This is a genomic window from Streptomyces sp. NBC_00576, from assembly GCF_036345175.1.
Taxonomy (GTDB): Bacteria; Actinomycetota; Actinomycetes; order Streptomycetales; family Streptomycetaceae; genus Streptomyces.
In genome coordinates, this window is the sequence record NZ_CP107780.1 from 8,115,105 (window position 1) to 8,138,868 (window position 23,764).

The 23,764-nt window shown below is 66.4% G+C and carries 19 protein-coding genes; 8 read left to right on the forward strand and 11 right to left on the reverse strand.

What is annotated here, in order from left to right:
- Nucleotides 1–43 precede the first annotated feature (43 nt).
- Nucleotides 44–2,698, forward strand: coding sequence for an AAA domain-containing protein (locus OG734_RS35300; RefSeq protein WP_330293910.1), 2,655 nt, complete (start codon nucleotides 44–46; stop codon nucleotides 2,696–2,698).
- Between the two features lie 371 nt (nucleotides 2,699–3,069).
- Nucleotides 3,070–4,374, forward strand: coding sequence for a hypothetical protein (locus OG734_RS35305; RefSeq protein WP_330291477.1), 1,305 nt, complete (start codon nucleotides 3,070–3,072; stop codon nucleotides 4,372–4,374).
- On the opposite strand, the gene OG734_RS35310 is transcribed toward OG734_RS35305, so the two are convergent.
- The 9 genes from OG734_RS35310 to OG734_RS35350 all read right to left on the reverse strand — a co-directional run bounded on the left by OG734_RS35310 (nucleotide 4,360) and on the right by OG734_RS35350 (nucleotide 16,164).
- Complete coding sequence (locus OG734_RS35310; RefSeq protein ID WP_330291478.1) at nucleotides 4,360–4,836, reverse strand: ATP-binding protein; 477 nt, start codon at nucleotides 4,834–4,836, stop codon at nucleotides 4,360–4,362. The genes OG734_RS35305 and OG734_RS35310 overlap by 15 nt on opposite strands.
- Nucleotides 4,837–4,950: 114 nt before the next feature.
- Nucleotides 4,951–5,877 carry a hypothetical protein gene (locus tag OG734_RS35315; RefSeq protein WP_330291479.1) on the reverse strand — a complete coding sequence of 309 codons (927 nt, stop codon included), beginning with the start codon at nucleotides 5,875–5,877 and terminating at the stop codon, nucleotides 4,951–4,953.
- A gap of 72 nt (nucleotides 5,878–5,949) precedes the next feature.
- Entirely contained in the window at nucleotides 5,950–7,077 is a 1,128-nt protein-coding gene (locus tag OG734_RS35320) for an AAA family ATPase (protein WP_330291480.1), read from the reverse strand.
- The gene (locus OG734_RS35325; RefSeq protein ID WP_330291481.1) at nucleotides 7,070–8,296 is read right to left on the reverse strand and encodes a DUF262 domain-containing protein; all 1,227 of its coding nucleotides are present in this window, start codon (nucleotides 8,294–8,296) and stop codon (nucleotides 7,070–7,072) included. Before OG734_RS35325 ends, OG734_RS35320 begins: the two co-directional genes overlap by 8 nt.
- A gap of 198 nt (nucleotides 8,297–8,494) precedes the next feature.
- Nucleotides 8,495–10,564: an Hsp70 family protein gene (locus tag OG734_RS35330; protein WP_330291482.1), complete on the reverse strand. Its 2,070-nt coding sequence runs from the start codon at nucleotides 10,562–10,564 to the stop codon at nucleotides 8,495–8,497.
- Entirely contained in the window at nucleotides 10,561–10,983 is a 423-nt protein-coding gene (locus OG734_RS35335; RefSeq protein WP_330291483.1) for a hypothetical protein, read from the reverse strand. The genes OG734_RS35330 and OG734_RS35335 overlap by 4 nt, the downstream gene beginning before the upstream one ends.
- 269 nt (nucleotides 10,984–11,252) lie before the next feature.
- Nucleotides 11,253–12,848, reverse strand: coding sequence for a hypothetical protein (locus OG734_RS35340; RefSeq protein ID WP_330291484.1), 1,596 nt, complete (start codon nucleotides 12,846–12,848; stop codon nucleotides 11,253–11,255).
- A gap of 229 nt (nucleotides 12,849–13,077) precedes the next feature.
- Nucleotides 13,078–14,172: a hypothetical protein gene (locus OG734_RS35345; protein WP_330291485.1), complete on the reverse strand. Its 1,095-nt coding sequence runs from the start codon at nucleotides 14,170–14,172 to the stop codon at nucleotides 13,078–13,080.
- A 495-nt stretch (nucleotides 14,173–14,667) separates the two neighbouring features.
- Entirely contained in the window at nucleotides 14,668–16,164 is a 1,497-nt protein-coding gene (locus OG734_RS35350) for a serine/threonine-protein kinase (RefSeq protein ID WP_330291486.1), read from the reverse strand.
- A gap of 249 nt (nucleotides 16,165–16,413) precedes the next feature.
- Here OG734_RS35350 and OG734_RS35355 point away from each other — a divergent pair, with 249 nt between their 5' ends.
- From OG734_RS35355 to OG734_RS35380, 6 genes are all read left to right on the forward strand, one after another.
- Entirely contained in the window at nucleotides 16,414–18,600 is a 2,187-nt protein-coding gene (locus OG734_RS35355; protein WP_330291487.1) for a hypothetical protein, read from the forward strand.
- Complete coding sequence (locus OG734_RS35360) at nucleotides 18,597–19,205, forward strand: hypothetical protein (protein WP_330291488.1); 609 nt, start codon at nucleotides 18,597–18,599, stop codon at nucleotides 19,203–19,205. The genes OG734_RS35355 and OG734_RS35360 overlap by 4 nt, the downstream gene beginning before the upstream one ends.
- Nucleotides 19,202–19,714: a dCTP deaminase gene (locus OG734_RS35365; RefSeq protein WP_330291489.1), complete on the forward strand. Its 513-nt coding sequence runs from the start codon at nucleotides 19,202–19,204 to the stop codon at nucleotides 19,712–19,714. The genes OG734_RS35360 and OG734_RS35365 overlap by 4 nt, the downstream gene beginning before the upstream one ends.
- Nucleotides 19,715–19,747: 33 nt before the next feature.
- Nucleotides 19,748–20,263, forward strand: coding sequence for a dCTP deaminase (gene dcd, locus OG734_RS35370; protein WP_330291490.1), 516 nt, complete (start codon nucleotides 19,748–19,750; stop codon nucleotides 20,261–20,263).
- A 449-nt stretch (nucleotides 20,264–20,712) separates the two neighbouring features.
- The gene (locus OG734_RS35375; RefSeq protein WP_330293911.1) at nucleotides 20,713–21,552 is read left to right on the forward strand and encodes a helix-turn-helix domain-containing protein; all 840 of its coding nucleotides are present in this window, start codon (nucleotides 20,713–20,715) and stop codon (nucleotides 21,550–21,552) included.
- Entirely contained in the window at nucleotides 21,549–21,761 is a 213-nt protein-coding gene (locus tag OG734_RS35380; RefSeq protein WP_330291491.1) for a DUF397 domain-containing protein, read from the forward strand. Before OG734_RS35375 ends, OG734_RS35380 begins: the two co-directional genes overlap by 4 nt.
- Before the next feature lie 25 nt (nucleotides 21,762–21,786).
- On the opposite strand, the gene OG734_RS35385 is transcribed toward OG734_RS35380, so the two are convergent.
- On the reverse strand, nucleotides 21,787–22,461 hold the full coding sequence (locus OG734_RS35385; RefSeq protein WP_330291492.1) for a hypothetical protein: 675 nt from the start codon (nucleotides 22,459–22,461) through the stop codon (nucleotides 21,787–21,789).
- Complete coding sequence (locus OG734_RS35390; protein ID WP_330291493.1) at nucleotides 22,461–23,708, reverse strand: AAA family ATPase; 1,248 nt, start codon at nucleotides 23,706–23,708, stop codon at nucleotides 22,461–22,463. The genes OG734_RS35385 and OG734_RS35390 overlap by 1 nt, the downstream gene beginning before the upstream one ends.
- Nucleotides 23,709–23,764: the final 56 nt, after the last annotated feature.

Sequence of the window (23,764 nt, forward strand, 5' to 3'; positions counted from 1 at the left end):
CGGCGAGGCGAACCACCCGGTCCGTCTGGAGAGCGCCGGGTGGATGGTCGGACTCGGCAGTCCCAAGGTGGGACGGGAACCCGATCCAGCGCGTTGGATCGCCAACTGGCCCTCCAAACAGCTCAATTCACGTCAACGTCTCGCTGTGGCGCAGGCTCTTGCCAGCGAGGTGACCTTTCTGTGGGGCCCGCCAGGTACGGGCAAGACCGATGTGGTCGCGCACATCGTCGAAGGGTGCCGCCGCCAAGGCCTCAGCGTTCTCTTCCTTGCTCCCACGAAGGTTGCCGTCGACCAGGCGCTGGAACGGGTCTGTGATCTGCTCTTCACGGACGCGGAGTTCGGCTCGGGGCTGGTGCAGCGTGCAGGCGAGATCGACGTCGAGTCCCTGCGGGACCGTTACGGCGACTACGTCGACCCCGAGCGCATCGCGGTCCGCCTTTCCGCCCAACTTCAGGAGGAACTGACCCGGTTCACCACTGCCCTGACGACACTTCGGCCCCAGATCGCGCTCTACGACCGGATACGTGGCCTGGAGGAGGCGCTCGCCGCCGCGCGGGACGCATACCGGGCGGCGGGTGAGGCGAGACAGGCCGCGGCCCAGGCGCACGGCCGAGCCGTGGATGCCGCCACCAAGACAAGCGCGCGTATTCGGGCGATCGGACAGCCGTCCGGCATATTTGCCTCGCGTCAGCAGACGAAGCTCGACACGGCCCTCGTTGAGCTGCGCGCGGCGAACGACCAGGCAGGGGACGCGAAGACAGCCCTCACGGCTGCCGAGACCGCCCAGAAAAAGGCCACGGCCGACATAGCCCGCCTCAGAGCGGACATCACGGAGTGGATGCCTGGACTTACCGGCGTACCGGCCCGTCCCGATCTTGTGCGGCAGACCGAGCTTCTTCAGCGGCGGATTGACGAGGCGGAGAAGGAGCTACGCCGCATCACAGACGCCATACGTGCGAGCTGCCGGGTCCTGGGCGCCACGGTGGCCAAGACCGTGCAGTCCCGGTCCCTGCTGGAACGCACGGACGTCGTGGTGATCGACGAAGCCGGCATGATCGACCTGCCATCTGCTTGGTACGTGGCAGGCCTGGCCGGTAAACGCGTCGTCGTGGCGGGGGACTTTCGCCAACTGCCCGCCATCACGAAGGCGGCGGACGATGCTGGTGCGACCCCCGAGGAACGTGCTCACGCGCGCCGTTGGTCCGCAACGGACGTGTTCCGTCAGGCCGGTGTGGTCACGTCGGCCGGAGCTGTGCAGCAGGACGACCCGCGGATGGTGGCGCTGGACACCCAGTACCGCATGCGCGCGCCCATCTGTGATCTCGTGAACACCGTCGCCTACCCGGACGCGCCGTTGCTGACCGGCCGGAGCGACGGGAGCCGTATTCCGTTCAGCCCACTCGTCGACGCCCCCGTCATGCTGATCGATACCTCTGGGCACCGTATCGCCGGTCCCAATCACAGGACGAACGCGGTCCATCAGGCCGTGGTGCACGAGTTGGTGCGCGGCCTTCAGTACGACGGTGTGCTGCCCGCCCGTAAACAGGACGATGTCGTGTCGGGTGAGCGGGCGACCGACCGTCTTGGGGTGATCGCGCCGTATCGGGACCAGGTCACAGCACTCAAGAGCACGCTGAAGGAACGGCTGGGAGCAGACCACGACGGCCTGGTGGAAACCGTGCACCGGTTCCAGGGTAGCCAGCGCCCGGTGATCGTCCTCGACACGGTGGCAGGTTCTGCGGACTTCCTGGGGCGCTTCTACCAGGGCGCTGGCCTGAACTCGGAGACTTGTCGTCTCCTGAACGTGGCACTGAGCCGGGCCCAGGACCATCTGGTCGTGATCGCGGACGTCGAGCGCCTCCGAGCGAAGCTGCCGCCGCGCAGCGAGGCACGGACCATGCTCGACCATCTGGAGGCGCACGCTCAGACACTCACGGTCGACCAGCTCATTCCGATCCGCAGCGCGGCAGATCTGGCCAGGTTGCCCGATGAGGATCTGACGCGCCCCGCGTTCTTCCCGGCCAATGAGGTCGACCGGGCGGTCCAGTGGGACATCGAGAGGGCACGGTCGCGCATCGACATCTACACGTTTCTGCTGTCGAAGGTCCGCGTGCCCAGATGGTCCCGGCTCCTGGCCGCGCGAGCCGCAGCAGGCGTCCAGGTCGTGATTCACACCCGTGCCCCCGAAGAACAGCCGAACGAGTCGGCGGCCGAACGGCATGCGGAACTCGTGACGCGGCTCAGATCGGTGGGCTGCACTGTCGAGTACCGGGAGCGCATGCACGAGAAGGTCTTCATCGTGGATGACAGAGTGCTGTGGCACGGCTCAATGAACCTGCTGGCCGCCATGGGGCCGACCGACCTGATGATGCGGCTGGAGGACCCCGAGGCGTGCCGACAGGCACGGCACGTCATGGATCAGGCACGGCGGGAGAAACCCGTGTTCCGGGACCGGCGTGCCGCCGGTCCGAACGGCTCTTCGTCCGGCGCACGCAAGAAGAATCCGCCTGCGGACGAGGGCGTCGAAGTGGGGGCCGTCGTCTGGGGCCGCCTTTATCTGAACGTCCCGAGAGACGAGAAGGAGGAGGCAAAGGCCACGCTCAAGGCCCAGTGGGACAGGGACAATGTCCTGTGGTACGTCGACGCGAGCAGGGTCTCGCGGGCGCAGGCACATCGCTGGCTGGGACCCAAGAGCTGAGTAATTCGTGCCCGAGTGAGTGTCGACTGCTTCGCCGCTGCTCTCACCACGCCTTCAAGGGCTGTCTTCTCACTGTGCCCTCACCAACAGCTGCCTGAAGCTCACCATCAGAAACCGGGAGGGCTCTTGTGACCCACGTGCGCTACGACCAACGCGTACGCGTCTTCGTCGAGGTCTGGGGCGGTCCCGACGACTGGCAAGAGGCGGAGGGGCGCTTCGACGCGCACGGCTGGCCCGTTCGTGGGTTCCACTCCGAGGGTGAAGGGCCCTTGGTCACAGCACTGGAGCAGGACCACGGGGCGCGCGTCTACGAGGTCGAGGTCCGCCTGTTCGGCGCGGCGAAGCGGTGCGATCGCGGGGCTGCCGACCGGATGCGCAAGGTCATGCGCAGAGCCAGGATCGAAGCGTACGTCCGCCGCGCCGAGCCGCTGAACCGCGACCGCCATATGCTCTCGAACTGGCGGGTCGTCAGCACGGACCACAGGCACTTCGACGGTCGTCCGCGGTGGAGACGATTTCTCATGCGCAGGGCCGTGTTGCTGGGCAGATACGACATCGATGGCATCGTCTCGGGTACACCGCGCCAGGCTTTGCGACTGGCACGCGCAGAGCCCTTTGGCCGTGACGCACCCGCTGCTGTGGCTGTCAGGCCGCTCGACGGCCGCTGGCGGGAATCCGTGAGGTACTGGCGGGAAGAGGAGTTCGAACACCGACTGTTCCGCTTGGTGTTCGGGGCGTTTCTGCCGGCCGCGGCAATCGTCTTCGCTTTCGGCGCCATCGGTCTTGCCCAGTGCTTCTGGATCCTTGTGGCATGCCTCGGCGCCTACCGAACCGCACGCGCGGGGTGGGAGCTGTACCGGGAGGGCAGACCGGCTGACGTCGGGCTCGCCCTACTGCTGGTGCTGGTCTTCACCGTCATGGGCCTGGGTGTCTTCGACAGCGATGGAACGGGTTGGACACCGGAACAGATCGTGGTCACTGTGACCGTGATCGGTGTCATAGCCGGCCTGAGGCTTCTCGTTCGCCAGTGGTCCTGGGGTGAGTGGGTCGCCTGGGTGGTGCCTCTGGTGGCGACTGTGGCCATCTCCTCGTTCGTGGCCGCCGGATCCGTTCTCCATGCCTTGTACGCCGACGGGCTGAGCCTTTCTCCGGACGACCTCGGCGTACCGCCCATCTGGCAGGTGCTGGCTGGGGGGAAGCTGCTCATGATGTTCAGCCTGGTGATGGTGCTGCCGGCCTGGTGGGGCTTTGCCCGGCACCGGCACCACGGCTACGCCGCTCCGGGAGACGGCTTCAACATCGTCCTGTACGTGTTCGTCCTACTGCTGATGCTCGGCGGTGCGACGCTGCAGGCTCTCCAGTCGGCCAAAGCCGCCGTGAACCTCACGGTTGAGGCAGTCGCGCGGGGTGAGGGTCCACCGTCCTATTTCGGGGTCGAACCGGCATGGATGTGTGTGCAACCTGTGGTCGAGCTCGACCGGTTGTCTGGCGAAGGCCCTCCCTTGCACCCGCGTACTCCGTACCTGTCCTTCGGGACATCGGGAAACAACGCGGTGCTCTGGGACAGGTCGGCCGCGAGTCCGGTGAAAATCCCGGCGAGCCGGATATGGCTGAAGCCGGCCGAGTCGGGGACAGCACCCTGTGCGGTGAGTGACGTGCAGTCAGAGAAACGCTAGGACCGCCCAGACCGTCTTCCCGGGTGCGTTCACACGCGGCCCGGTTCCCCATTTGTCGGCCAGTGCGGCGACCAGCATCAGGCCCCGACCGGACTCGGCGTCGCCGGGTGGTTCGTCCAGGGACAGTAGCGGTACGCGTTCCGTGCGGGTGTCCGAAACTTCCAGGCGCAGTACGCCACGGGTCCTTGTCAGCCGCACTTCGAAGTCCCGTCCGGGCACGTGGCCGTGGCGTACGGCGTTGGCTGCCAGTTCCGCCGTGATGAGCGTCAGGGTTTCGCTGGCGGTTGACGTATGGGGATGCCCCCACGTGTCGAGCCGCTCCGCGACCAGGCGGCGGGCGAGGCGGGCGCCCCGGGGAGTCGAGCTGAAGCGCATCGTGAACTCGTAAGTCGTGGTGCCCACTTCTGCCGCGCCACGGGTTGCCGTCGCCGCCGTGGAGGTGGGTGAGTGCTCGCTGTTCATGCCGCCAACGCTGCCGGGAGCACCCTGATGTGCCCAGGTCCGACGCGCACACAGCAAGGCGCCGTAGGCGATGGCGTGTTGCGTGTACGCGGCGGTGTGCGCCAGTGGTCCATTTCAGAGGTGGTGCCCGATGTGGGCGATACGGATAGCCTTCTCCTCGTGGACGAGCCGGAAGTAGATGCGGCCGGCGTTGCGGTTGAGGTTCCCGTGGAGTTGGAAACACTCCTCCTTGCCGTTGTCGACCCACATGCGCTCGCTGCGGGCGTTCTCGTGTTCTCCTCTGATGTTCGGAGCTTCCCAGTGCGGGCCTGTGGGGGAGTCGGGATCCCACTGGGCCGCGGTGGCTTGAAGCTGTCTCAGCAGTTGGCGTGCCCCCTTGAACCACATTGGGTCGAGCTTCTCCAGATGGTCCTGCACATGGGGGAGGAACTGGAGGTTCGGGAAGAAGTCGGCACGGCCCGACCACAGTTCCGCGCCGGAGGTGACATGGTCCAGGCCGTCGAGGCGCCCCCACGCCTCGTGCTCATCGAGGTGGGCCGGGCGCGAGGCATGGCGCACCTGTTCCGAGGACGCCTTCGCCACGGGCTCACCGGTTTCGGGGTCCTCCGACAGCTCCTCGATATCCAGTTCCAGCCAGGGTGCGTCCCAGTACGGGGCGAGCGGCAGACTCACGGCCATTCCCTTCGCCAGCCGGGCCGCGCCGAGTCCCTGCACGTCCAGCCCGTTGTGGCGGTGCCACAGGCCATCGTGGTGGGGAGATGCCGCCTCGTGGAGAGCCGCGGTGAAGGTTGTGCAGCGGTCGCGCATCCGCTGGATGAACCGATGCTCGTCTTTGTTGCGGGCATCATTGCGCCACTGTGCGTAGTAGTAGCCCCGCGCGAGTTCCGCCTGGTCGAGGGGGCTCTGCGTCGCGAGGCTGATGTCACGCCAACGCCGTAATTCTTTCAGCACCGCCACGAAGGTCCGCATACCCTCCGCGACTTCGTCCGCCCCGCACTCGGACGCACAGGACAGTTCATTGAGAAACACCTGCAGCGGCACGCCCCACCCCATTCTTGTTCCGCGCCGATGGCCCCGACCCCCCGGGGCGCTTCGATGACTCCGTGCTTCCGCTCAGTCGAGCAGCTGGTCGAGGGAGTTCTCCCACTCGTCGAAGAAGCCCTCGGGCCACTCGGAGAGCCGCCCGTCCGGTCCGATCACCGGGCTGACGACCTCAGAGGTCTGACCCTTGCGGCGGAAGTAGTGCACGGCGGTCGCGTCGGTGCTCAGCAGCCCCTGCTTGACGCGGAGCCGCAGCCCGTTGAGCACATGGTCGCTGTGCGTCTCCATCACGAGCTGCGCGCCACTCGCCGCCGCCGCGCTCGCCAGGTACGCCATCCAGGTCTGGCCCTGCGGGTGCAGATGCGCCTCCGGGTTCTCCAGCAGGATCAGTGAGCCGGGCTTGGCCGACAGGCAGGCGACGACGATCGGCAGAACGTACGTGAGCCCGAACCCGACGTTCGTGGGGCGGTACCGGTTGGACTGGGAGACACCCGAACCAAAGCGGTAACTGAGCCTGACCGTGTCGGTTCCGTCGATGCCGGCCGCCTCCAGGCTCACTCCGGGGCAGAGCTTCTGCATCCAGGCCTCTGTCTGACCGAGCAGCGTGACCGACGCCGCCTCGGGGACGAGGAGCGCAGACGCCTCGACGGGGTCGTCCTGGTGGGCGCGCAGGTAGTTCACGGTGTGCTCGCCATGTGCGCCGAGGAAGCCGCGCGTGGACACGGCGTGGTGAGAGCGCGGGTAGCTGACCTGGGGCGAGACGCGGTCGGCCTTCAGGTACTGGAAGCCCGGCCCGAACAGGGTCGGCAGCAGACCAGCAGGGTCATGGCCTCCCCTGCCCTCGCCCGGCAGCAGTTTCAGATGGTCGGCTTCCTGCTCGTAGACGGCACTCCACTGGAGGGCAGCTCCGTTGTCACGTACCGCCAGCGTGATGTGCGGACTGGTGTCGTCGTACGACTCATGCCGTACGTCCTGTCCGATTCCGAGCTGCACCAGCTCCTCGTTGAGCAGCAGCCCGGCCTGGGCGCCGCCGACCGGGGCGAGGTCGCCGGACTCGTACGACTGCCGCAGCAGCGCCAGGGACTGGAGTACGGAGCTCTTGCCTGAGGAGTTGAGTCCGGTGAGCAGGGTGAAGGGGGCCAGACGGAGTTCCTGGTGGGCGAACGCCTTGAAGTTGGTGAGAGTGAGCGACTCAAGCATCCGTGGACTCCAACACGTCGCGGAGGAGGTCTTTCATGGACTGGAAGCGGTAGTTGACCTTGTTGGCGTCGCCGGTGCCGGAGGAGATGGCGTCGTAGAAGTCCGGCTCGTCCATCAGGTCCTTGAACTTCTCCTCAACGAGCGAAGCCCGCTCGCGCAGGGCGTCGACCTCGTCGCGCGTACACCGTGCCATGCTCACTGCCTGCACCTCGAAGAGCGCCTTGTTGATGGGGTAGCGGCGGGTGACGTCGTGGAACTGTTTCCGGAAAGCCTTGCTTCCGAAGATTTCCCGGCTGCGCTTCATCGCGATGTAAAAGCGCCTCTCCAGGACTTCTAGTCCTTGGGCCGGAAGCGCGTTGATGGAGTGCATGGTCGTGCGCAGGAAGCCGTCGAAGTCCTGCGTCACATACCGCTCCGGCGGTGTCATCCAGAATGCGAGGAAGCGGAGACACAGCTCGCGTTCTGCCATTCGGGCGGGGTTGACGCTGTGCCCCGTCGCCTGAAGGAAGAAGTGACTGTCCGCCAGCTTGGCCAGGAACTCACGAGCGGGACCGGGAATGAGCGCGTGCCGCAACTCCTGCCGCGTGAGCGGTTGGCCGCCCGTGTTAATCCGGGCGAAGATGTTGAATCTGGCCTCTTCAGGGGTGCCTCGCCGGATGAGCAGGACGGAGAGTTCCGTCTCCAGGATGCGGGTCTGCATCCGTCCCGGCAGGTCTTCGAAGCGGCTGCCATTGAACTGGGTGAGGTATTCCAGGTCTCCAAGTCGAAGCGGCCCCAGACCGGCGACCTCGGGCTTGACGAAGCTGACGATGGTGGTGAGCCGCTGCACCCCGTCGACCACGGACCACGACTCATCGTCTTCCTCTGCCACGTAGAGCGTCGGCAGCGCGATGCGCAGCAGGAGCGACTCGATCAGACGACTCTGCGCTCTTTCGTTCCAGATACCGGACTGCCGCTGGAAGTCGGGTTGGAGGTCGATAAGCCCCCGTTTCAGCCGCTGGATGACGAGGTCGACCGTGGGGTTACGGGGATGGACCTCGATCAGTTCCGGGTCGAAGGGCAATCGCCCGGATTCACCGATGTCCTCGACTTCGATACCAGTGCTGCGTCCGGTGTCGGTGAACTCGACCGGCGGTTCGTCCGCCTGCGGTGTCGCGTGTTCGGCGGAGGGAACGTCTGACGACTGTTCCGGCTCCGGCACGGGAGCGCTGCCGACCAAGATGTGCCCCTCCGTATACGTACCGGCCGCCCATGAATCGAACGTGTCCGTACAGTAGCTGATCGACTACGGGCAGCGCCTGGTGTTCTGCACGGACGAAGGCGCGTTGTCCGGGCAGCCCGCGACCGTCGGACGGCCGTATGGCGTATCCGTTCTCGGCCTGGCGCGGACGCCCCCGTCCTTGTCCGCCCGAACATGTCACCTTCGCTGCGCAGGTGCCGCCGGATTGGGCACACGTCGGTTGAACACCCACACCCCTTGGGAGTGAGTGGCCCCCATGACCCGCCCCGCGTCCCTCAGCCATGGGTTCGCCCGCTGGAAGGGCGCGAAGTTGTCGTTGGAGACGATGACCCCGCCGACCTCGTGGGCGATGCTGATCACCAGCGCGTCGCCCCGGCCCTCGGTTCCTGCCGGGGGCTGCACCACGGTGCCGTCGGCGATGGCCGACTCCACGCGGGGCCGTTCCTCGGTGGACACGTCGTGGCGAAGGGTGGCGTCGACCACCACGTGGATGTCGCGGTCGGCGTGCTTGAACCGTAGCGACCGTACGGCGGCTTCCAGCGCCGCGAAGCTCGGCTTGCCGCCCGCCGTACGCGGAGGCCGTCCGTTCCACGCGAGGTTGGATCCGTCGATGACGAGTGGCGACGCGACCACGGCCGAGGCGACCGTCGGCGCTGCGGTACGAGGAGGAGCGGGCTTGGCCACACCGTTGTTCCGGCCGGCGGTGTTTGCTTGTTGGGGATGGGTCGGAGTCGTCTCGAGACGGGCGGCCGGGGCGAGGTTGAGCAGCCGGTCGAGCTCCTTCTTCACCTCCGGCAGCACGTTGCCGTCCCCGAACACCTTCACCTCGCCGTCGAGGACGACCTCGCCGGTCTTCTGCAGGGTCGCCCTGACAGCCAGCAGACCCTCCTTGCTGTAGGTGTACTCCAGGTCGAATACACCGTCCTTGGCCGTGCAACGTCGGGGGTAGGTCAGGACGAGGTCAGTCAGTTTGACGTTGTCCGGATGGCCGACCTCGCGGTCCGGGTCTCCCTCCCAGACCTCGACGGTCAGCTGGGAAAGGTTGTCCTTCGTAGGCTCGTACGACTTCACGCGCTGCTGCGGCAGCCGCTGGTTCCGGTCGATGAGGGCGCTGAAACTCCGTCTGCCCTCGCGGTCCTTGGTGATCGTGCCCAGGGCGTGAGTGTTGACCACCCGGATGATGCTCGTCAGGTCGCCGTCCATGGTCGCTGCGCAGATCGCGGCTCCCTCGGCGACCGCGGTCATCGGGTCACACAGCGAGGTGTCCACGAGTTCGCAGTCGAGTGCTTCGGAGACAGCGGCGCGCACTGCCGGGATCTGGCTGCTGCCACCGATCATCAGCACTGCTGTGAGGTCCTGCGGGTCGATCCGAGCCTGCTCCAGGCATTCCTCGACCGGGTCGAGGGCCTGGTTGATGAGGTCCTGGATGGCCTCGGAGAACTCGTCCTGTCCGATCTCGACGGTGACGGCGTCGGGCGTCTGGACGCGGACTGATTCCTGGTGGGAGAGGAGGATCTTGGCCCGTTCGATCTCCAGGGCGAACATCCGCTTCTCGGAATCGCTCCAACGCCCGCGTGCGGGCGCCCGTTCGAGGACCATGCGGCGCAGCCGGGCGTCGATCTCCAGGCCGCCCAGGCGGTTGACGCCCCGGCTCGCCTTCTCGTCGAAGAACCCGTCGTCGTGCAGGAGGAGAGTGGCGTCCATCGTGCCACCACCCCAGTCGAAGACCAGGAACTCCCCGTCGATCTCCATCTCGTGCGCGTACGCGATCGCGGCGGCCGTCGGCTCGTTCAGCAGAGTGCGGACTGTGAGGCCGGCGGCACGCGCGGCCTCGCGGGTCCGGAAACGGGCCGCGCCGGTCGCGTTGGCGGGCACGGTGATCACGGCCTCACGGATCTCGGTGGCTGCCTCCTCCTCCGCCGCGCCCGCGATGGCGTGGAAGACACCTGCCGCCGCGGTGGTCGCGGCGAACCGTTGGCCGCCCAGCTTGACGAAGGGCTCCTCGCGAAGCATCCGCTTGCACGCCTCGACGGCCTGTTCGGAGCGGAGTTTCGCCTCCCAGCCGAACAAGGTGCCCGGCCGCAGGGAACTCGTCCCGACGACCGACGGGTAGAGCAGCTCGAACCCCTCGCGCCTCCAGTTGGCGTCGAGGGCCTGCCCGCCGATCTCCAGCACCTCGACGTACTCGCCGTTCCACTGGGCCGCGACCGAGTTGGTGGTCCCGAAGTCGATTCCCGCTGCCGTCATGCTTCCTCCCCCACCGTCACACCCACCGGCCCGGCGATACGCCGCAGTTGGCCCGCGAGGATGACCTTTCCTGTCAACTCATCCACATACGCCGGACTCAGCAGCTCGAAGGCGTCTCCTTCGCCCTCCGTCACCACGAACCGGTCGCTCTCCTCGGGCTCTGTCACCCGCAGCAGCCGCAGTTCCCGCAGGTGCGCCGTCATCGCGCCCCCGACGGTCTCGCGGCTGTCTCCCGCCCGGGACCAGAGCAGCGCGTCGATCTCGGCGAGACGGCCGGCGAACTGGGCGCGTGTGCGGAACTCGTCCAGGACAGCCCTGCGCACCGCAGCGGTGAGCGCTCCGACCGGGGGCACCTCGTCGGCCCCGGCAGCTTCCAGTGCCTCCGGCACGCGGGCGGTCACCCCTTTGATGACCGTCATCGCGTCGATCGGATCAGGTCGAGGTGGAGCTTCGACGACACCGGTCTCCGCGGGCTTGGCGCCGGCATCCGTGTGCTGCTCCCGGCGGCGCTTCAGACCTCCTGGTTTGTGCGGCGCCGGCGCGCCCTGCGCCCCGGGTTGCGTCTGGCCGCATGCGGGACAGCGGCGATGCGGCCGCTCTCTCTTGGGGATCTTTGGGATCTTCTTGGGAGGCATCAGTGCTGCTCTGCTTCGTTCGGCTCGGACGGTTGGTCGGAACTACGACACGGTCATGGCGCGGGACTGTGGCGGTCGAGGCGCGGCGCGGTGGTCCGGAAGTCGTCGAGGAGCTCTACGGCGGCACTGGCACGGATGGACTCCAGCTCGCCGCCACTGGTGACCGGCGTCCGGCGCGGCAGGGCCTCCAACGGAGGCACCAGATGCTTCGGCACCTGAGAGGGAAAGTCGTATCGGGCCCGGTCGAGCGGCAGTTGGTAGAAGACGTCCCAGCCCGCCTCTCCGCGTAGCGCGCCCCGAATGCGCTCCTCGGCCATGTTCAGTTCCGACTGGGCCCTGGCGTCACCCTCGCGCTGCCGGAATATCTCCCGGCACCGTTCCTCCCACCCGTCGGCTCCGTGATCCAGGCCGATGTCGAGGAACGGATTGCTGAACGGACCGCGGTCGTTCCTTCGCGTCCTCCTCCAGGCGCGCAGGAGCCGGAGGTTGCCTTCGGCGGTGGCTCCTCCCTGCGCGGCGGCCGTGACGGCGTACTCCTCGGCCGAGTCGAGAAGCCTGTCCCGTCCCGCGGGCGAATCGAGCTGCTCGCTCTGTGCCACGGCCACGTACGCCGCGAGGGCGTTGGCCTCCTGTACCAGGTCCGCAGGGACCTTACGGCTGCTCGTGCTGTCCCGGGTGAGGGAGAGAGCCTGCTCGGCCGCTGCCTCCAGGTCACTGGCCGTCACAAGGTCGTAGGCACGGTTCAGGGCGACGAGGGCGTAGAACGGACTCCGTCCCGCGTCGACGAGACTCCTTGGGCTCCACAGGGAGTCCATCAGAAGCCAGAGTCCTCGGTCCTCGGTCATGCTCGGAGGCCATTGCCCCGACAACGCACCCGACTTGAGGTCGCGAAGCTCGATCTGCTGCGGCCGGGGCAGGGCGGCGTCGAGTGCGTCCACGGCCGTCACGTCGCCGTCCATGACCGCGTCGTACAGCAGATCCCACACGCCGTCAGGTTCGTGCCGGACGAAGGCCTCGCCGAGGAGGAAGGACCGCCGACGCAGATACGCCTGCCAAGCGAGCTCTTCGGCCTGCTCGCCGGTGACCTTTGCCGGGGCGAGACGTGCGCGCAGGTACAGGCCTTCCGGCTTGTCCCGGCTCGTCCAGGGCGTGTCCTCGGGCATGAGCCCACCGTGGTCGACGAGATCGTCGATGACGGACAGGGGTGCCCACGCGAGAAGCTCGTCGAGAAACCGGTTCGGCACGGGTATCGCGCCGCGTGTGGCCGCAGTCGCGAAGAGGCTGAAGGCAGGTCCGCCCGAGACCGCGTGAGAACGCTTGCTGACGAGGTCCAGGCGGGGCGCCGTCGAACACAACACCCTGCACCGCTCCAGCCCTGCCTCGTTGAGCCAACGGACACCGTTCGCCCAGAGGTTGCGCAGATGGCCGAGAACCGACTCCGGCGGCAGGAGCCTCAACCCCGCCTGCACAGCGGGCAACAGGCTTTCGCGGTCCGGGTCGCCTTCGATGGCCTGTGTGAGGACACTCCGCTCGGCCTCTGCCATCCCGGCGACGGCCGCCGCCTCCGTGAGCATGGCCAGCACGGCTTCGACCGCCTCGCTGCCTCCGACGCCGAGCCAACGCCACTTGCGCTGAACGAATCCGCTCACGCCTGAGGAGCTCTGGCTCTCCCTGCGTTCACGCGCACGTCTCAGCCGCTCTTGTTCAGCGGCTTTCGCCGCCTGACGAGCGGCGACCGGGTCCGTGATGTCGTACACACCGGCAGGTTATCGGCGCGGTCTGACAATCCATACGGCCTCGCGCATATCGTGACCATGGACGATGGCGCATTTCAGCGCACCCGGTCGGGGCCCTGCCGGAGCCGCCCAGGTCTTCTGCTCAGCACCAACGGGAGTGACAGCCGCCCCAACCGCCCCCGCCGGACGAACTGTTCGACGATCCACCTGAGCCACTTGACCCTCCCGAGCTGCCGGTCAGGCCGTCCGGGAAGGTGCTGTTGCGGGTGTGGTCGTGCGGGAACGGGTCGAGGTAGTCCGGGTCCCCGTCGTCGTCGTTGTCGGGCAGCAGGGCCGAGCCGTTGTCGTCCCCCGTCTGGGCCGGGCAGCCGTTCTCCGGCGCAGCCAGCCGCAGCGTCACCGACGCGCCGTCGGTGATCTGTTCCCGTCGGGCCGGAGCGTGCGCGCACACCTCCCACTCGTCGTACTCGCCCGCGTCGGGGAGGGTGTCGTTTCCGTAGATCGGGACCGCGTACGCGCGATCGGACGGCACGTGGACAGCGGAGAGTTCCTTCAGAGCCGCCTTCCACGTCTCGCCGATCAGATCCGGCATCCTCGGCCAGGGGATGGGGCCGCCGTCTCGCGCGGGGCACGGACTGCCGGTCTGCACCGCCCCGAAGTCGATCGTCCTCGCGCCGTCCGACGATGTGTCGGCCTGCTGGAAACAGACGGTCCAGTTGGAGCGCATCCAGATGGCCTTGTCCTGATCGGACGCGTCGTGGTCGCCGGTGGAGAACCCGTCGGCGCGTGCTCTCTCCTCCGCCTTGTCCAGCCGCAGGCCTAGGTAGTTCGGGATCTCCGGGCCGGGAGTCGGCTTCGGTTCCTGCCCGCTGTCCGCCGCGTTCCTCGGTGAGGGCGAGCTGACCGATCCTCCGGCGCTCCGTGTCTTCGCGTCCGCCTCCGCCACGGTGTCCGACGTCTTGTTGTCCCGGGGTGCCGGCGGCAGGACCGCCCCGAACAGGACGACGGCCGCGACGGTCGCGGTCGCCTTCCACCGCTTCCGCCAGGCATTGCCCCACCACAGGAGGAAGAGCGCGACCAGCAGCATGAGGAACCCGAGGAACGCGTTCAGTAAGCCGAGCACCGGTACGGCCAGCACGAAGCCGACGCGGGCCCGCCCGGTTCGCCACCAGGGCGTGCGGGGCGGGCTGGCGGGCGGCGACGGCGGAGAGCCTGGGGCGGGTGCGGTGTGGGGCATGGCCGGGACGCCTTTCGGAGGGCGGCAGTTGATCCGTACGGCGCTCATCCCTACGACGGTGATCCATGCGACCGGCGGGACTGCTCGCGGGTCAACGGAGCTTAGTGAGTTGGGGGGTTCGTCTCGCGCCTTCGGAAGGCCCAAGGAGAGGACGCGAAGGGGCGGGAGCCGCTTGCCGAGGCAGGTGGAGAGGTGCGTGCCTGCGCGTGATCGAGGCGGCCGTCGGACGGCTCAGGGACCGGGCATTCGCCCAGCTCGGTACCGGGACGCGGATCCCGTGACCCGGTCGCGCCCGATGTTCGCCAAGGCCCTTGTGTGAACAACCAACCCCACCGAACCCGGCATGGACCTGCGCGAGTTGGGGCGCCACTCGTTCGGGTGACGGGAGCGTCGCCAGATTGGGTGATGAGGTAGCGCAGCCGCCCACAACCGTAAACAGAGAGCGGCTCCGGCAGGACTGCACTCGACGGACCGCCACGAGAAATTTGGTGCTTGTCAGTTGGGATCGGCGATGCGCGCGAGTCCCTCCTCGGCTTCTTTGATCATCCACTTGTCGCGAATTCGAGCGCCGATCTCCAAGGCGCGCGTGTAGTTCTCGCCTACCTGTGAGACATCGCTGGAGCGCTCCGCGCACCTGGCGACGTGAATCAGACTCCAGCCGGTCAGCTTGTCGTCGCCGGAATCCAGGCCGACACGTAGAGCGGCTGCGTAGTGCTTCTCCTCCTGGCGGGCGTCTTCCTCGTCCTGGGCCACCTCGGCCAACTGGTGGTGCGTCCAGCCTGCGGCTGCGGGGCAATCATGGGCGTCCGACACCGCCAGGGCTCGCTCGAAGAAGTCCTTGGCCGCTGCCAGTTCACGGCGTGAGCGCCGGTACACGGCGAAGTTGTACAGACTCCAGGCCTGCAGATGTGTGTCGTCGGTCTCGTCGGCGAGGCGATGGGCCCGGGTGAAGAACCTCAGTGCCATCTCGGGGTCACCGTTTCGCCAGCGGCAGGAGCCGAGGCCGTCCCATGCCCAGCCTTCCTTCTGCCTGGCGCGGTGTTCTATGGCGAGGTCGAGAGCCGACCAGTAGTGGTCCTCGGCCTGGTCGAGGGCGCCTTTGTCGCGCTCTTTGGTTGCCTGTTCGAGCAGGCTGTCAATTTCGGCCAGCCCTGGACCGGCCGTTGGGAGGCATTCGACCACCTCCCTCATCGAGGCCGCCGCGACGGCTGCGGCGGGGCGCTCAGCCGGTTCGAACCGCATGAGCTGACCGATCAGGGGCTGTAGGGCGCCAGCGGTGCGCATGGGCTCCGGAACACCGTGGGTGATGGCGTGGAACAGTTGCAGAGGGGAGTCACCGGGAAACGGATAACGCCCCTCCGCGGCGCGGTACAACGTCGCTCCCAGGGACCACATGTCCGAAGACGAAGATGCAGACCCGCCACTGATCTGCTCCGGGGACATGTACTGCGGCGTCCCGATCAGTGTTCCCGTGGCCGTGAGAGTGATCTCGCCCGACATTGTGGCGATCCCGAAATCGGCGATCACCGCCCGGCCGTTTTCCGCGAGGAGGATGTTGGCCGGCTTGATGTCGCGGTGGACCACTCCGGCCGCGTGCGCGGCAGCCAGAGCCGCCGCGATCTGTGTGCCGATGCGCGCCGCCTCGTCGACCCGGAGCGGTCCCTCGTCAAGGACCTCCCGAAGGGAACGCCCGTCCACAAATTCCATCACCATCCAGGGCAGACCGCTGCTGTCGGAGAACTGATCATGCACGGTGACGATGTTCGGATGATTGAGCTTTCCGGCCGCACGGGCCTCACGTTCGGCCCGGGCCAGGAGAACCTCACGGTCCTTGGCTGACAGCCCCTCAGGAACCTTGAACTGTTTGAGCACTACCTGGCGGCGCAGGCGCACGTCGTACGCGAGCCAAGCTTCCCCCTGACCGCCGGCCCCCAGTCGTCGTTTCAGCTGATACCTGCTGTCAACGACTGGAACCGTATCTGTATCCGCCATGAGTGCACATAACCACACCAGTGATGGCAGGCACAGAGCTACTTCCCGATTCCGATCCTTGAGGTTGGCAGCACGGACTGGAGGCCGCGATGCCGGACCAGATCATCTGCACACTCTGCCGCGACTCCGGGGAACGCCATAGCTCGCCACAAGGCGGAACGGTCCACTGGGTCGCCTGAGTCGGTCTTTCGTGACACGAGTTGGACGACGCCGGGGGAGTGGGTGTTGATGAGCACGTGGCGGAACGGATTGCCCGGGCTGGGGGCAGTCGTGGGACCGACTGCTCTCCCCTCCCCGCACCGGCGGAGCTTCCTCTCTGCCGAAGAAAGGTGCCCCATGCATGTAGTCGGACGGCGGTTTACCCGGCATCCGGCAGGGACAGATCGTGAGGAGTCAAGGCGAGGCTGCCACGTGCGGGTGGGTGCCGGGACCTTCCCGATCACGGCGAAAGAAGAAGTGCGAATGGTATCGGAGCATGTGCGAACAGAGCGGGTGAGTCGCAATCCGCTCGCCCCTGTGCGTGATTCCGTGCACGGCCTCATCGACACCTCCGACACCGCAGCCGGTTTCGCGTCACCGATCATCGACCGCGTCATTCAATCGCGCCCCGTTCAGCGGCTGAGGCGGGTAAAGCAGTTGGGCTTCGCTTCTCACAGCTTTGTGGGAGCGGACCACAGCAGGTACGCGCACGCCATCGGCACCATGCACATCATGCGCAAGCTTTTGCGCCAGGTCGGGGCAGCGGATTCGGAGTTCCTTGCCTCCCTCGAAGCCGAGTACAACCGCGTCTATCAACCGGACCAGCCAGCCGAGACGGAGTGGCTCTACGAGCACATCCTGATCGCGGCACTGCTGCAGGACGTGGGTGAACTCCCCTACCAGAGCGCCACTCGAGGGCTCTTTGTCCCCGACGACGACGTCCGCTCCTGGGTCGGACTGAAGATCGGCCAGGACACCTCGCTCTGGCCGGCCAAACCGGTCTTCACTCTGGCCTGCCTGTTCGGGCCCGAGATCGACCCCTTCCTGGCGCCGCTGAACAGCAATTTCATCGCCTTCCTCATGACGGCCGACTACTGGCCCGACGCCGATCTGGCCACCGCGTTCCTGCCTGTACGCCACATGCTGGACGGCGAGATCGACGCCGACCGGATCGACTACGTACACCGCGACGCGCACCACACCGTCGGGATGCTCGGAAGCTCGGACGACGTCATCTCCGCAGTCCTCACCTACGACGATCAAGGCCCCATCTGCTCGGACCCCGCCCCGTTCGCCAACTTCCTGGCTACGCGAGCGCATCTGTATTCCACGGTCTATTTCGCACCGCAGAACCGGTTCAGAGTCATGCTGGTCAAGAGCATTCTCAGGGGCGTACGCGAATCCCAGGAGCTGCGGCTGGCCTTCCCCTTGATCTCGAACCAGTACATGAGTACCGATTCATTCCTGGAGGTCGACGACGTCCGCCTGGAGGAAGAGATCACCAAGCTCAGCCAGAACGTCCTCAAGAGCAGGCTGAGCAAAAGGGCCGGTACGGCTCTCACGGAGTTCACGACGGGCACGAAACTGTACCGGCACTTCTGGCTGCGCGACGTGGAGGCCGCGGACGCCCCCGCCGCAACAGCTGACATTCCGGTGCCCCACGATCTCTTCTTCGAGGTGTTCGGGGCCGACGCTTCCCCGAGCAGTGGGGTCCGCTTCTCCACGGAGGGACCCGACGGCGAGGTGGAACTCACCAACATAGAGGAATGCAACGGCCCTCACTTCGGAGTCACCAGCAATGCCAGGGCGACGCTGCCCATCCTCGGCGACGTCCTGGTCTTCTATCCGCACAACAGCAAGGGTGAGGACATCAAAGCGGTACGGGCCGCCTACACAGACCGCACCCTGCGGGCCGCCCTGCTGCAGAAGGCCAGAAACGAGTGGGACGCGATTCCCCCGGACACCAGGAGCCTGAAGGGCTTCAACGGCCCGACGATCTTCATCTCCTATTGCACCGATGACATCACGGAGGTGCGCCGTCTGGTGTCGCAGTTGCATCACTTCCGGCGGCGCTACTTCGTCATCATGGAAGCGAATCAGGGGATCGGAGGCACGACGGCCCGCAATAGCATCGACGGTGTCATGAACACCGATTCGGCGATCCTGGTTGCCTCGCGCTCCTATCAGCAAAGGTGCTCCACCCAGCTGAACGGAAACATCATGCATGAGATCCGCACCATGCACGACCGGCGATCCTCGTCCCCCGCCGACTACCCGGTTGTCCCTGTCTCCGTTCACCCTCATCACGAAGTGACCAACATCCCCTGGTCGCTGCTGGGGATGGACGCCCCTCCCTTCACGGGCACGGTCATCGGAAACGCCTCAGACACGCAACTGAGAGCGACGGTGGAGGCGGCCCTGGCCGCGATCGACGTGGAGATCGGTGGCCGGCCATGACCCGGCACTCTCAACTCACAGACCCTCGTACCTGTCGCCTCGCCCTGTTCGGGCTGCCCGGTTCAGGGAAGAGCACGTTCTCGTCCCTGGCGAAGGCGTGGGCCGCCGAGAACGATGCCACCGTGCACATCATCACTCTCGCGGAACCGTTATACCGCGCTCAGGCTGCGGTCTACGAGTCCGCCGGACGTCCGATGCGGACGGCGGAACGAAGACAGGACGGCGCCCTGCTCAATTTCCTCGGCTCACACATGCGGAAGATCAACCCGCATGTCCTCGAGGAGCATTTCCTGGCGGAGACCGCGCGCATCCACGCAGTCTGCGAAGGCAGCACCCGGCGTCAGGTGGTCATCTGCTCCGACGCCCGGCCCGCCGACCTCCGCTACCTGCGCCAAGGGGGCTTCCATCCCGTGGTGATCACCGTCGACGAAGAGGTGGCCTCCAAGCGAAAGGAAGCGCGGGGCGACCTGACGCTCGGCGACGCCCGGCATTCGACGGAGAACGGGGTGGAGCGGATACACCCGAGCACCCTGGTGGACAACAGCGGCACACTCCAGCACTTCGCCGCCGCCGTCACCGCACTGCTGGATTCTGTGGCCAGGTGATACTGACCGGGCGCCAGATCGAAGCGGCCGTCGATGCCGCGGAGATCGTCATTCACCCTTTCGACCCCAGTCGCATGAACCCGAACAGTTACAACTACACGCTCGGCAGGCAGCTCAAATTCACAGAAGGTGACCTTGATGCCCGCCGTGAGGTGACCTGGCACTCGATCACCATCGGGTACGAGGGTTATCTCCTCGTGCCAGGCCAGCTCTACCTCGCCAGTACGGCTGAGGTGATTGGCAGTGACACGTACGTGACCAGTCTGATCGGTCGGTCGTCGCTCGGCCGGCTCGGGCTCTTCGTCCAAGTGACCGCCGACCTCGGACATCAAGGAGCGGTCCACTGCTGGACCCTGGAACTCACCGTTGTCCAACCATTGCGAGTCGTGCCCGGCATGCCACTGGGGCAAGTCAGTTTCTGGACGACAACGGGATCCGTCACCGCCTACGAAGGTATGTACGGGCAGACCTCATCACCGACGCCTTTCTGGCCACAGAGCCTCGCCTGAGAGGGCGGACTCCTCTGGGAGAGCGAGCGCACTGTGATATTGACCGGCAAAGAGATTATCCGGCAGCATCGCCTGCAGCGGATTGAAATAGAGCCGTTCGACCCCGAACAGGTCAACCCGAACAGCTACGACTTCCGGCTCGGTACGGAAATACTGACCTACCGGAACAAGGAGCTGGACGTCCAGGTCCAACAGCCCACCGTGCGCACACAGCTGACCGACACGGGTCTCGTCCTGCAGCCGGACCGTGTGTACCTCGGCTCCACCATGGAGAAGATGGGCAGCGACCACTATGTGCCCATCATCAGGGGCAAGTCGTCACTCGGCAGGCTCGGCCTCTTCGTGAACATCACAGCCGATCTGATCGACATCGGCTCGCACAACAACTGGACGCTGCAGTTCCACGCGGTGCAGCCGGTCCGGATCTACCCGGGAATGCGCATCGGCCAAGTCACCTTCTGGGTCCCGGTCGGCACCATCAAACTGTATGCGGGCAAGTACCAGGGATCCGTGGGACCGCGTCCGTCCGAAGCCTTCCGCGATTTCTGAGGCACCCGGCTCCACGGAACCGAGCCGGTCCGCCTCCGGCGGACCTGAGTCATCTGCGCCCACGTGCTGGGCCGTGCAGGCGAGTTGACTCGTACGCATGCCGGATGACCACCTCACCCTCGCGCCCCTCACTCCTGGGCGGAACCAGTGATCTCCACGCTCGTCACCCTCCCCACGGCGTGCTTCGCCCTGCTCTACGGCGGCCTGTCCCGCGGCGTCACGGGGGCAGGAACCGCTCTGGAACGCCAGGGCCGCCACAAGTCCGAAGCGGGTCCACTCGGCTGCCTGCGCCGGGACCGACGGTGGGTATTTGTGCGGGTGAATTTTCGAGGTTCGGCGGTGTGGTGAGCGCGTGCTTCCTAGCGTAGGCATCGGTCGGTACGGGCGGTGGAGGTGAGCGGGCGGTGAGTGAACGGGTGCGGGAGCCGGACGAAACCAGGGCTGCGGACGTGGGCTCGGACGTCGAGACGGAGGCGACGGGATCGCCGGAACCAGGCTCGGGCATCCTCCGGGTCTTCGGACGCCAGCTGAAACGGTTCCGGCTGCGGGCGGGCCTGGAACGCGCCGAGTTCGGGGCGCGGACGGGCTACTCGGCGTCCACGATCGCGGCGTTCGAACAGGGGAGGCGAGTGCCGCCGCCTCGGTTCATCGACGTGGCGGATGAGGTGCTGGACGCGGGCTGCGTCTTGCAGGAGATGAAGGAGGAGGTCGCGAAGGCGCAGTTCCCGGCGTTCTTTCGGGATGCGGCTCGGTTGGAGGCGGAGGCGGTTGAACTGCACGCCTACGACACGCACGTCGTCAAAGGCCTCTTGCAGACCGAGGAGTACACACGAGCCCTCCTGCGCATGAGGAGGCCGCTCCTGACCGAAGAGATCATCGAGCAACGAGTGGCGGCTCGGCTGGCACGACAAGAAGTGTTCGCCAGAGTTGACAGACCGCTGTTCAGCTTCGTGATGGAGGAGTCCGTGCTTTTGCGCCGACTCGGCGGTCCAGATGTCATGCGGGGACAGTTGGAACAGATTCTCCTCACCGGCCAGCAGCGCAACGTCGAGGTTCAGATCATGCCGTTGGACCGAGAGGACAATGCGGGCGTCGACGGAGGCTTCACGCTCTACATGCGTAAGGGCGGGGAACAGGTGGGCTACTTGGAGACCCAGGGACGAAGCACGCTGGTCACCGACCGAGAAGAGGTGCGCGTGCTGTCGGCGCGCTATGGGATTATCCGAGCGCAAGCACTCGCTCCCCGTGAGTCGTTGTCCTACATCGAGAAGCTGTTGGGAGAACCATGACGCCCCGAACCAAGAACACGGCTGACTCGTCTCTGACCTGGTTCAAGAGCAGTTACAGCGGGGCTGAGGGCGGTGATTGTGTCGAGGCGGCTACTTCCCCGCAAACGATCCATGTGCGGGACTCCAAGGACACTGCCCGTCCCGGTCTGACTGTTGGCACGGACGCGTGGACGATGTTCGTCGGGTACACGATCCGCGCGCTCGACTGAGTCGCATGGCTCCGCAATGAACTGCTCATCTGCGTCGGGGACTTGGGGCAGACGCGGCGGACCACTGGCCGAGTTCGTGGACGAAGTCCGTGTAGGAGAGGTTGGTTCCGGTCGGGCCCGAGGCCAGCAGGCCTAGCGACCGGGCCTGCTCGGCGACCTTGGGCCCGTCGCTCTCCCGGAAGGCTGCGGAAACGAGCCTGCGCTTGAGCTCTTCCTTGGGGCTCTTGATGGATCCAGTGTCGCGACCCCGGAGCTGCGCGGGAACCTTCCAGTTGGGCCGGACGGCCGGAAAGGCGTCCGGGAAGAGTAAGAGCCACGCTTCCGACTCCCAAGCGGCAAGCGCCAGGGCCGAGTTGCAGGGGCTCTCACGGGCGAGGGCTCCGGCGACGTTCGCGCGGATACGGCTGTACGTGGCATCCGTGTAGCCGTCCAGGTCCTCGTGGATCACCAGGCCGACCAGCGGGCCCTTCGCCCGGAGTGCCCGACCCTTTGCCTTGCCGATGATCGTGCGGATGCGGGCGGCGAGTTCGGGACCGGTGGCTGTCTTGAGCCTGGTCTTGTCACTGATCTCGACGAGCCGGGCGTTGCCGAGGTCCGCGTGGTGCTGCTTGACGACCTCGGCGACGATCCGGCAGTCGTTGGAGTCCTCGCCGGCGAGCACGATGACACCGCGCTCTTGCTGCCCTCTGTTCCCGGCCACTACAGCTCGTCTCCCGTCAGGTCGCCTCCGAGTACCCCCGAGAACCACAACTCGCCGAGTGGCAGGTCTCCGCTCTCCTCGACGATCGCGCGTACGTCGCTCGTGGTGATGGCGGGGATGAGGGAGGCGCCGTCGTCGTCGCGCTCACAGATCACGATCTCCTCGGGCAGGAGGCGATCCGTGAGAGCGGGGGAGTGGGTGGCGACAATGAACTGGGTGAGCGCGCTGGCCTCGCGCAATCGCTCCACGATCAGCCGCAGCGCCTGCGGATGAAGACCGTGGTCGATCTCCTCGATGCATGTGAGGGCGGGAGGAGCTGGGTCGTAGAGCAAGGCCAGGAGGCCGAGTAGTCGGACGGTTCCGTATGAGGCGTCGGCAAGAAAGGTTGGGCGGCGCAGTCCGCGCTCCAGTAGTACGACGGACACGCGTTCTGCGCTTCCGCCTGTGTGCGCGAACGTGATGTCTGCCAGCTGAGGGAGCACCGAGCAGGCGTCGTCGACCAGCCTTTGCCAGCGGTCTTCGTCTTGGCTGAGCAAATACATGAAGGCGGCCAGGTTTTCCGCCCTGGAGGACAACTTGTCGTTTCTCTGCACCAGATGAGAGAGGGTTTCGGGGCGAGAAGGCTGCCGGGCAGCGTCCACGTTCACGTCGAAGACGCGGAAGGAGGAGAGCTGGTCCGCCACCAGAGACACCTCAGTGCCGCCCTCTGTTTTGGCCAGCCGGGGCAATGTGGAAAGTCCACTGCTGAGCCGTTGGATGCCGAACTCGCTGCTGTCCTCAAACCCCGCGCTTGACCGCGTGTCGGCGACTGTGGCGCGCTCGCCCGACACGGTGATGCGACGCCCCTTCCCCCTGGTGCGTTTGAACTGGAAGCTCTCGCTGCGGGTGAGTCGATAACGCCCGTCGTCCCGGTTGCTGGGGGCTGAGTAGCGCCGGACCTTCAGGTCGTACTCGTCGGGGGCGTTCGGGCTGGAGTGGGTTGTCCAGGTCGCCTTGAGCCGAATCCGGAGGGTGGTCGGAGGCTTGGGCCCACCCCAGAACGCGACCTCGTCGAACCCGCCCCGGGTTTCGAGGGCGGGTTCGAGGTCGGTTCTGATGATGTCGGCGAGCAGGTCGAAGACCTTGAGGACATTCGACTTGCCGACACCGTTCGCGCCGACGAGAACTGTCAGAGGACCTAACGGGATGGTGACGTCCCGAAGGCTCCGGAAGTTCTCCACGTGCAGTTCGAGCAACTGTCCTGGCATGGACGGAACCTATCGGGAGGTGTCGGGTGGCCGGGGGGACGGCGTGGCTCTCGTTG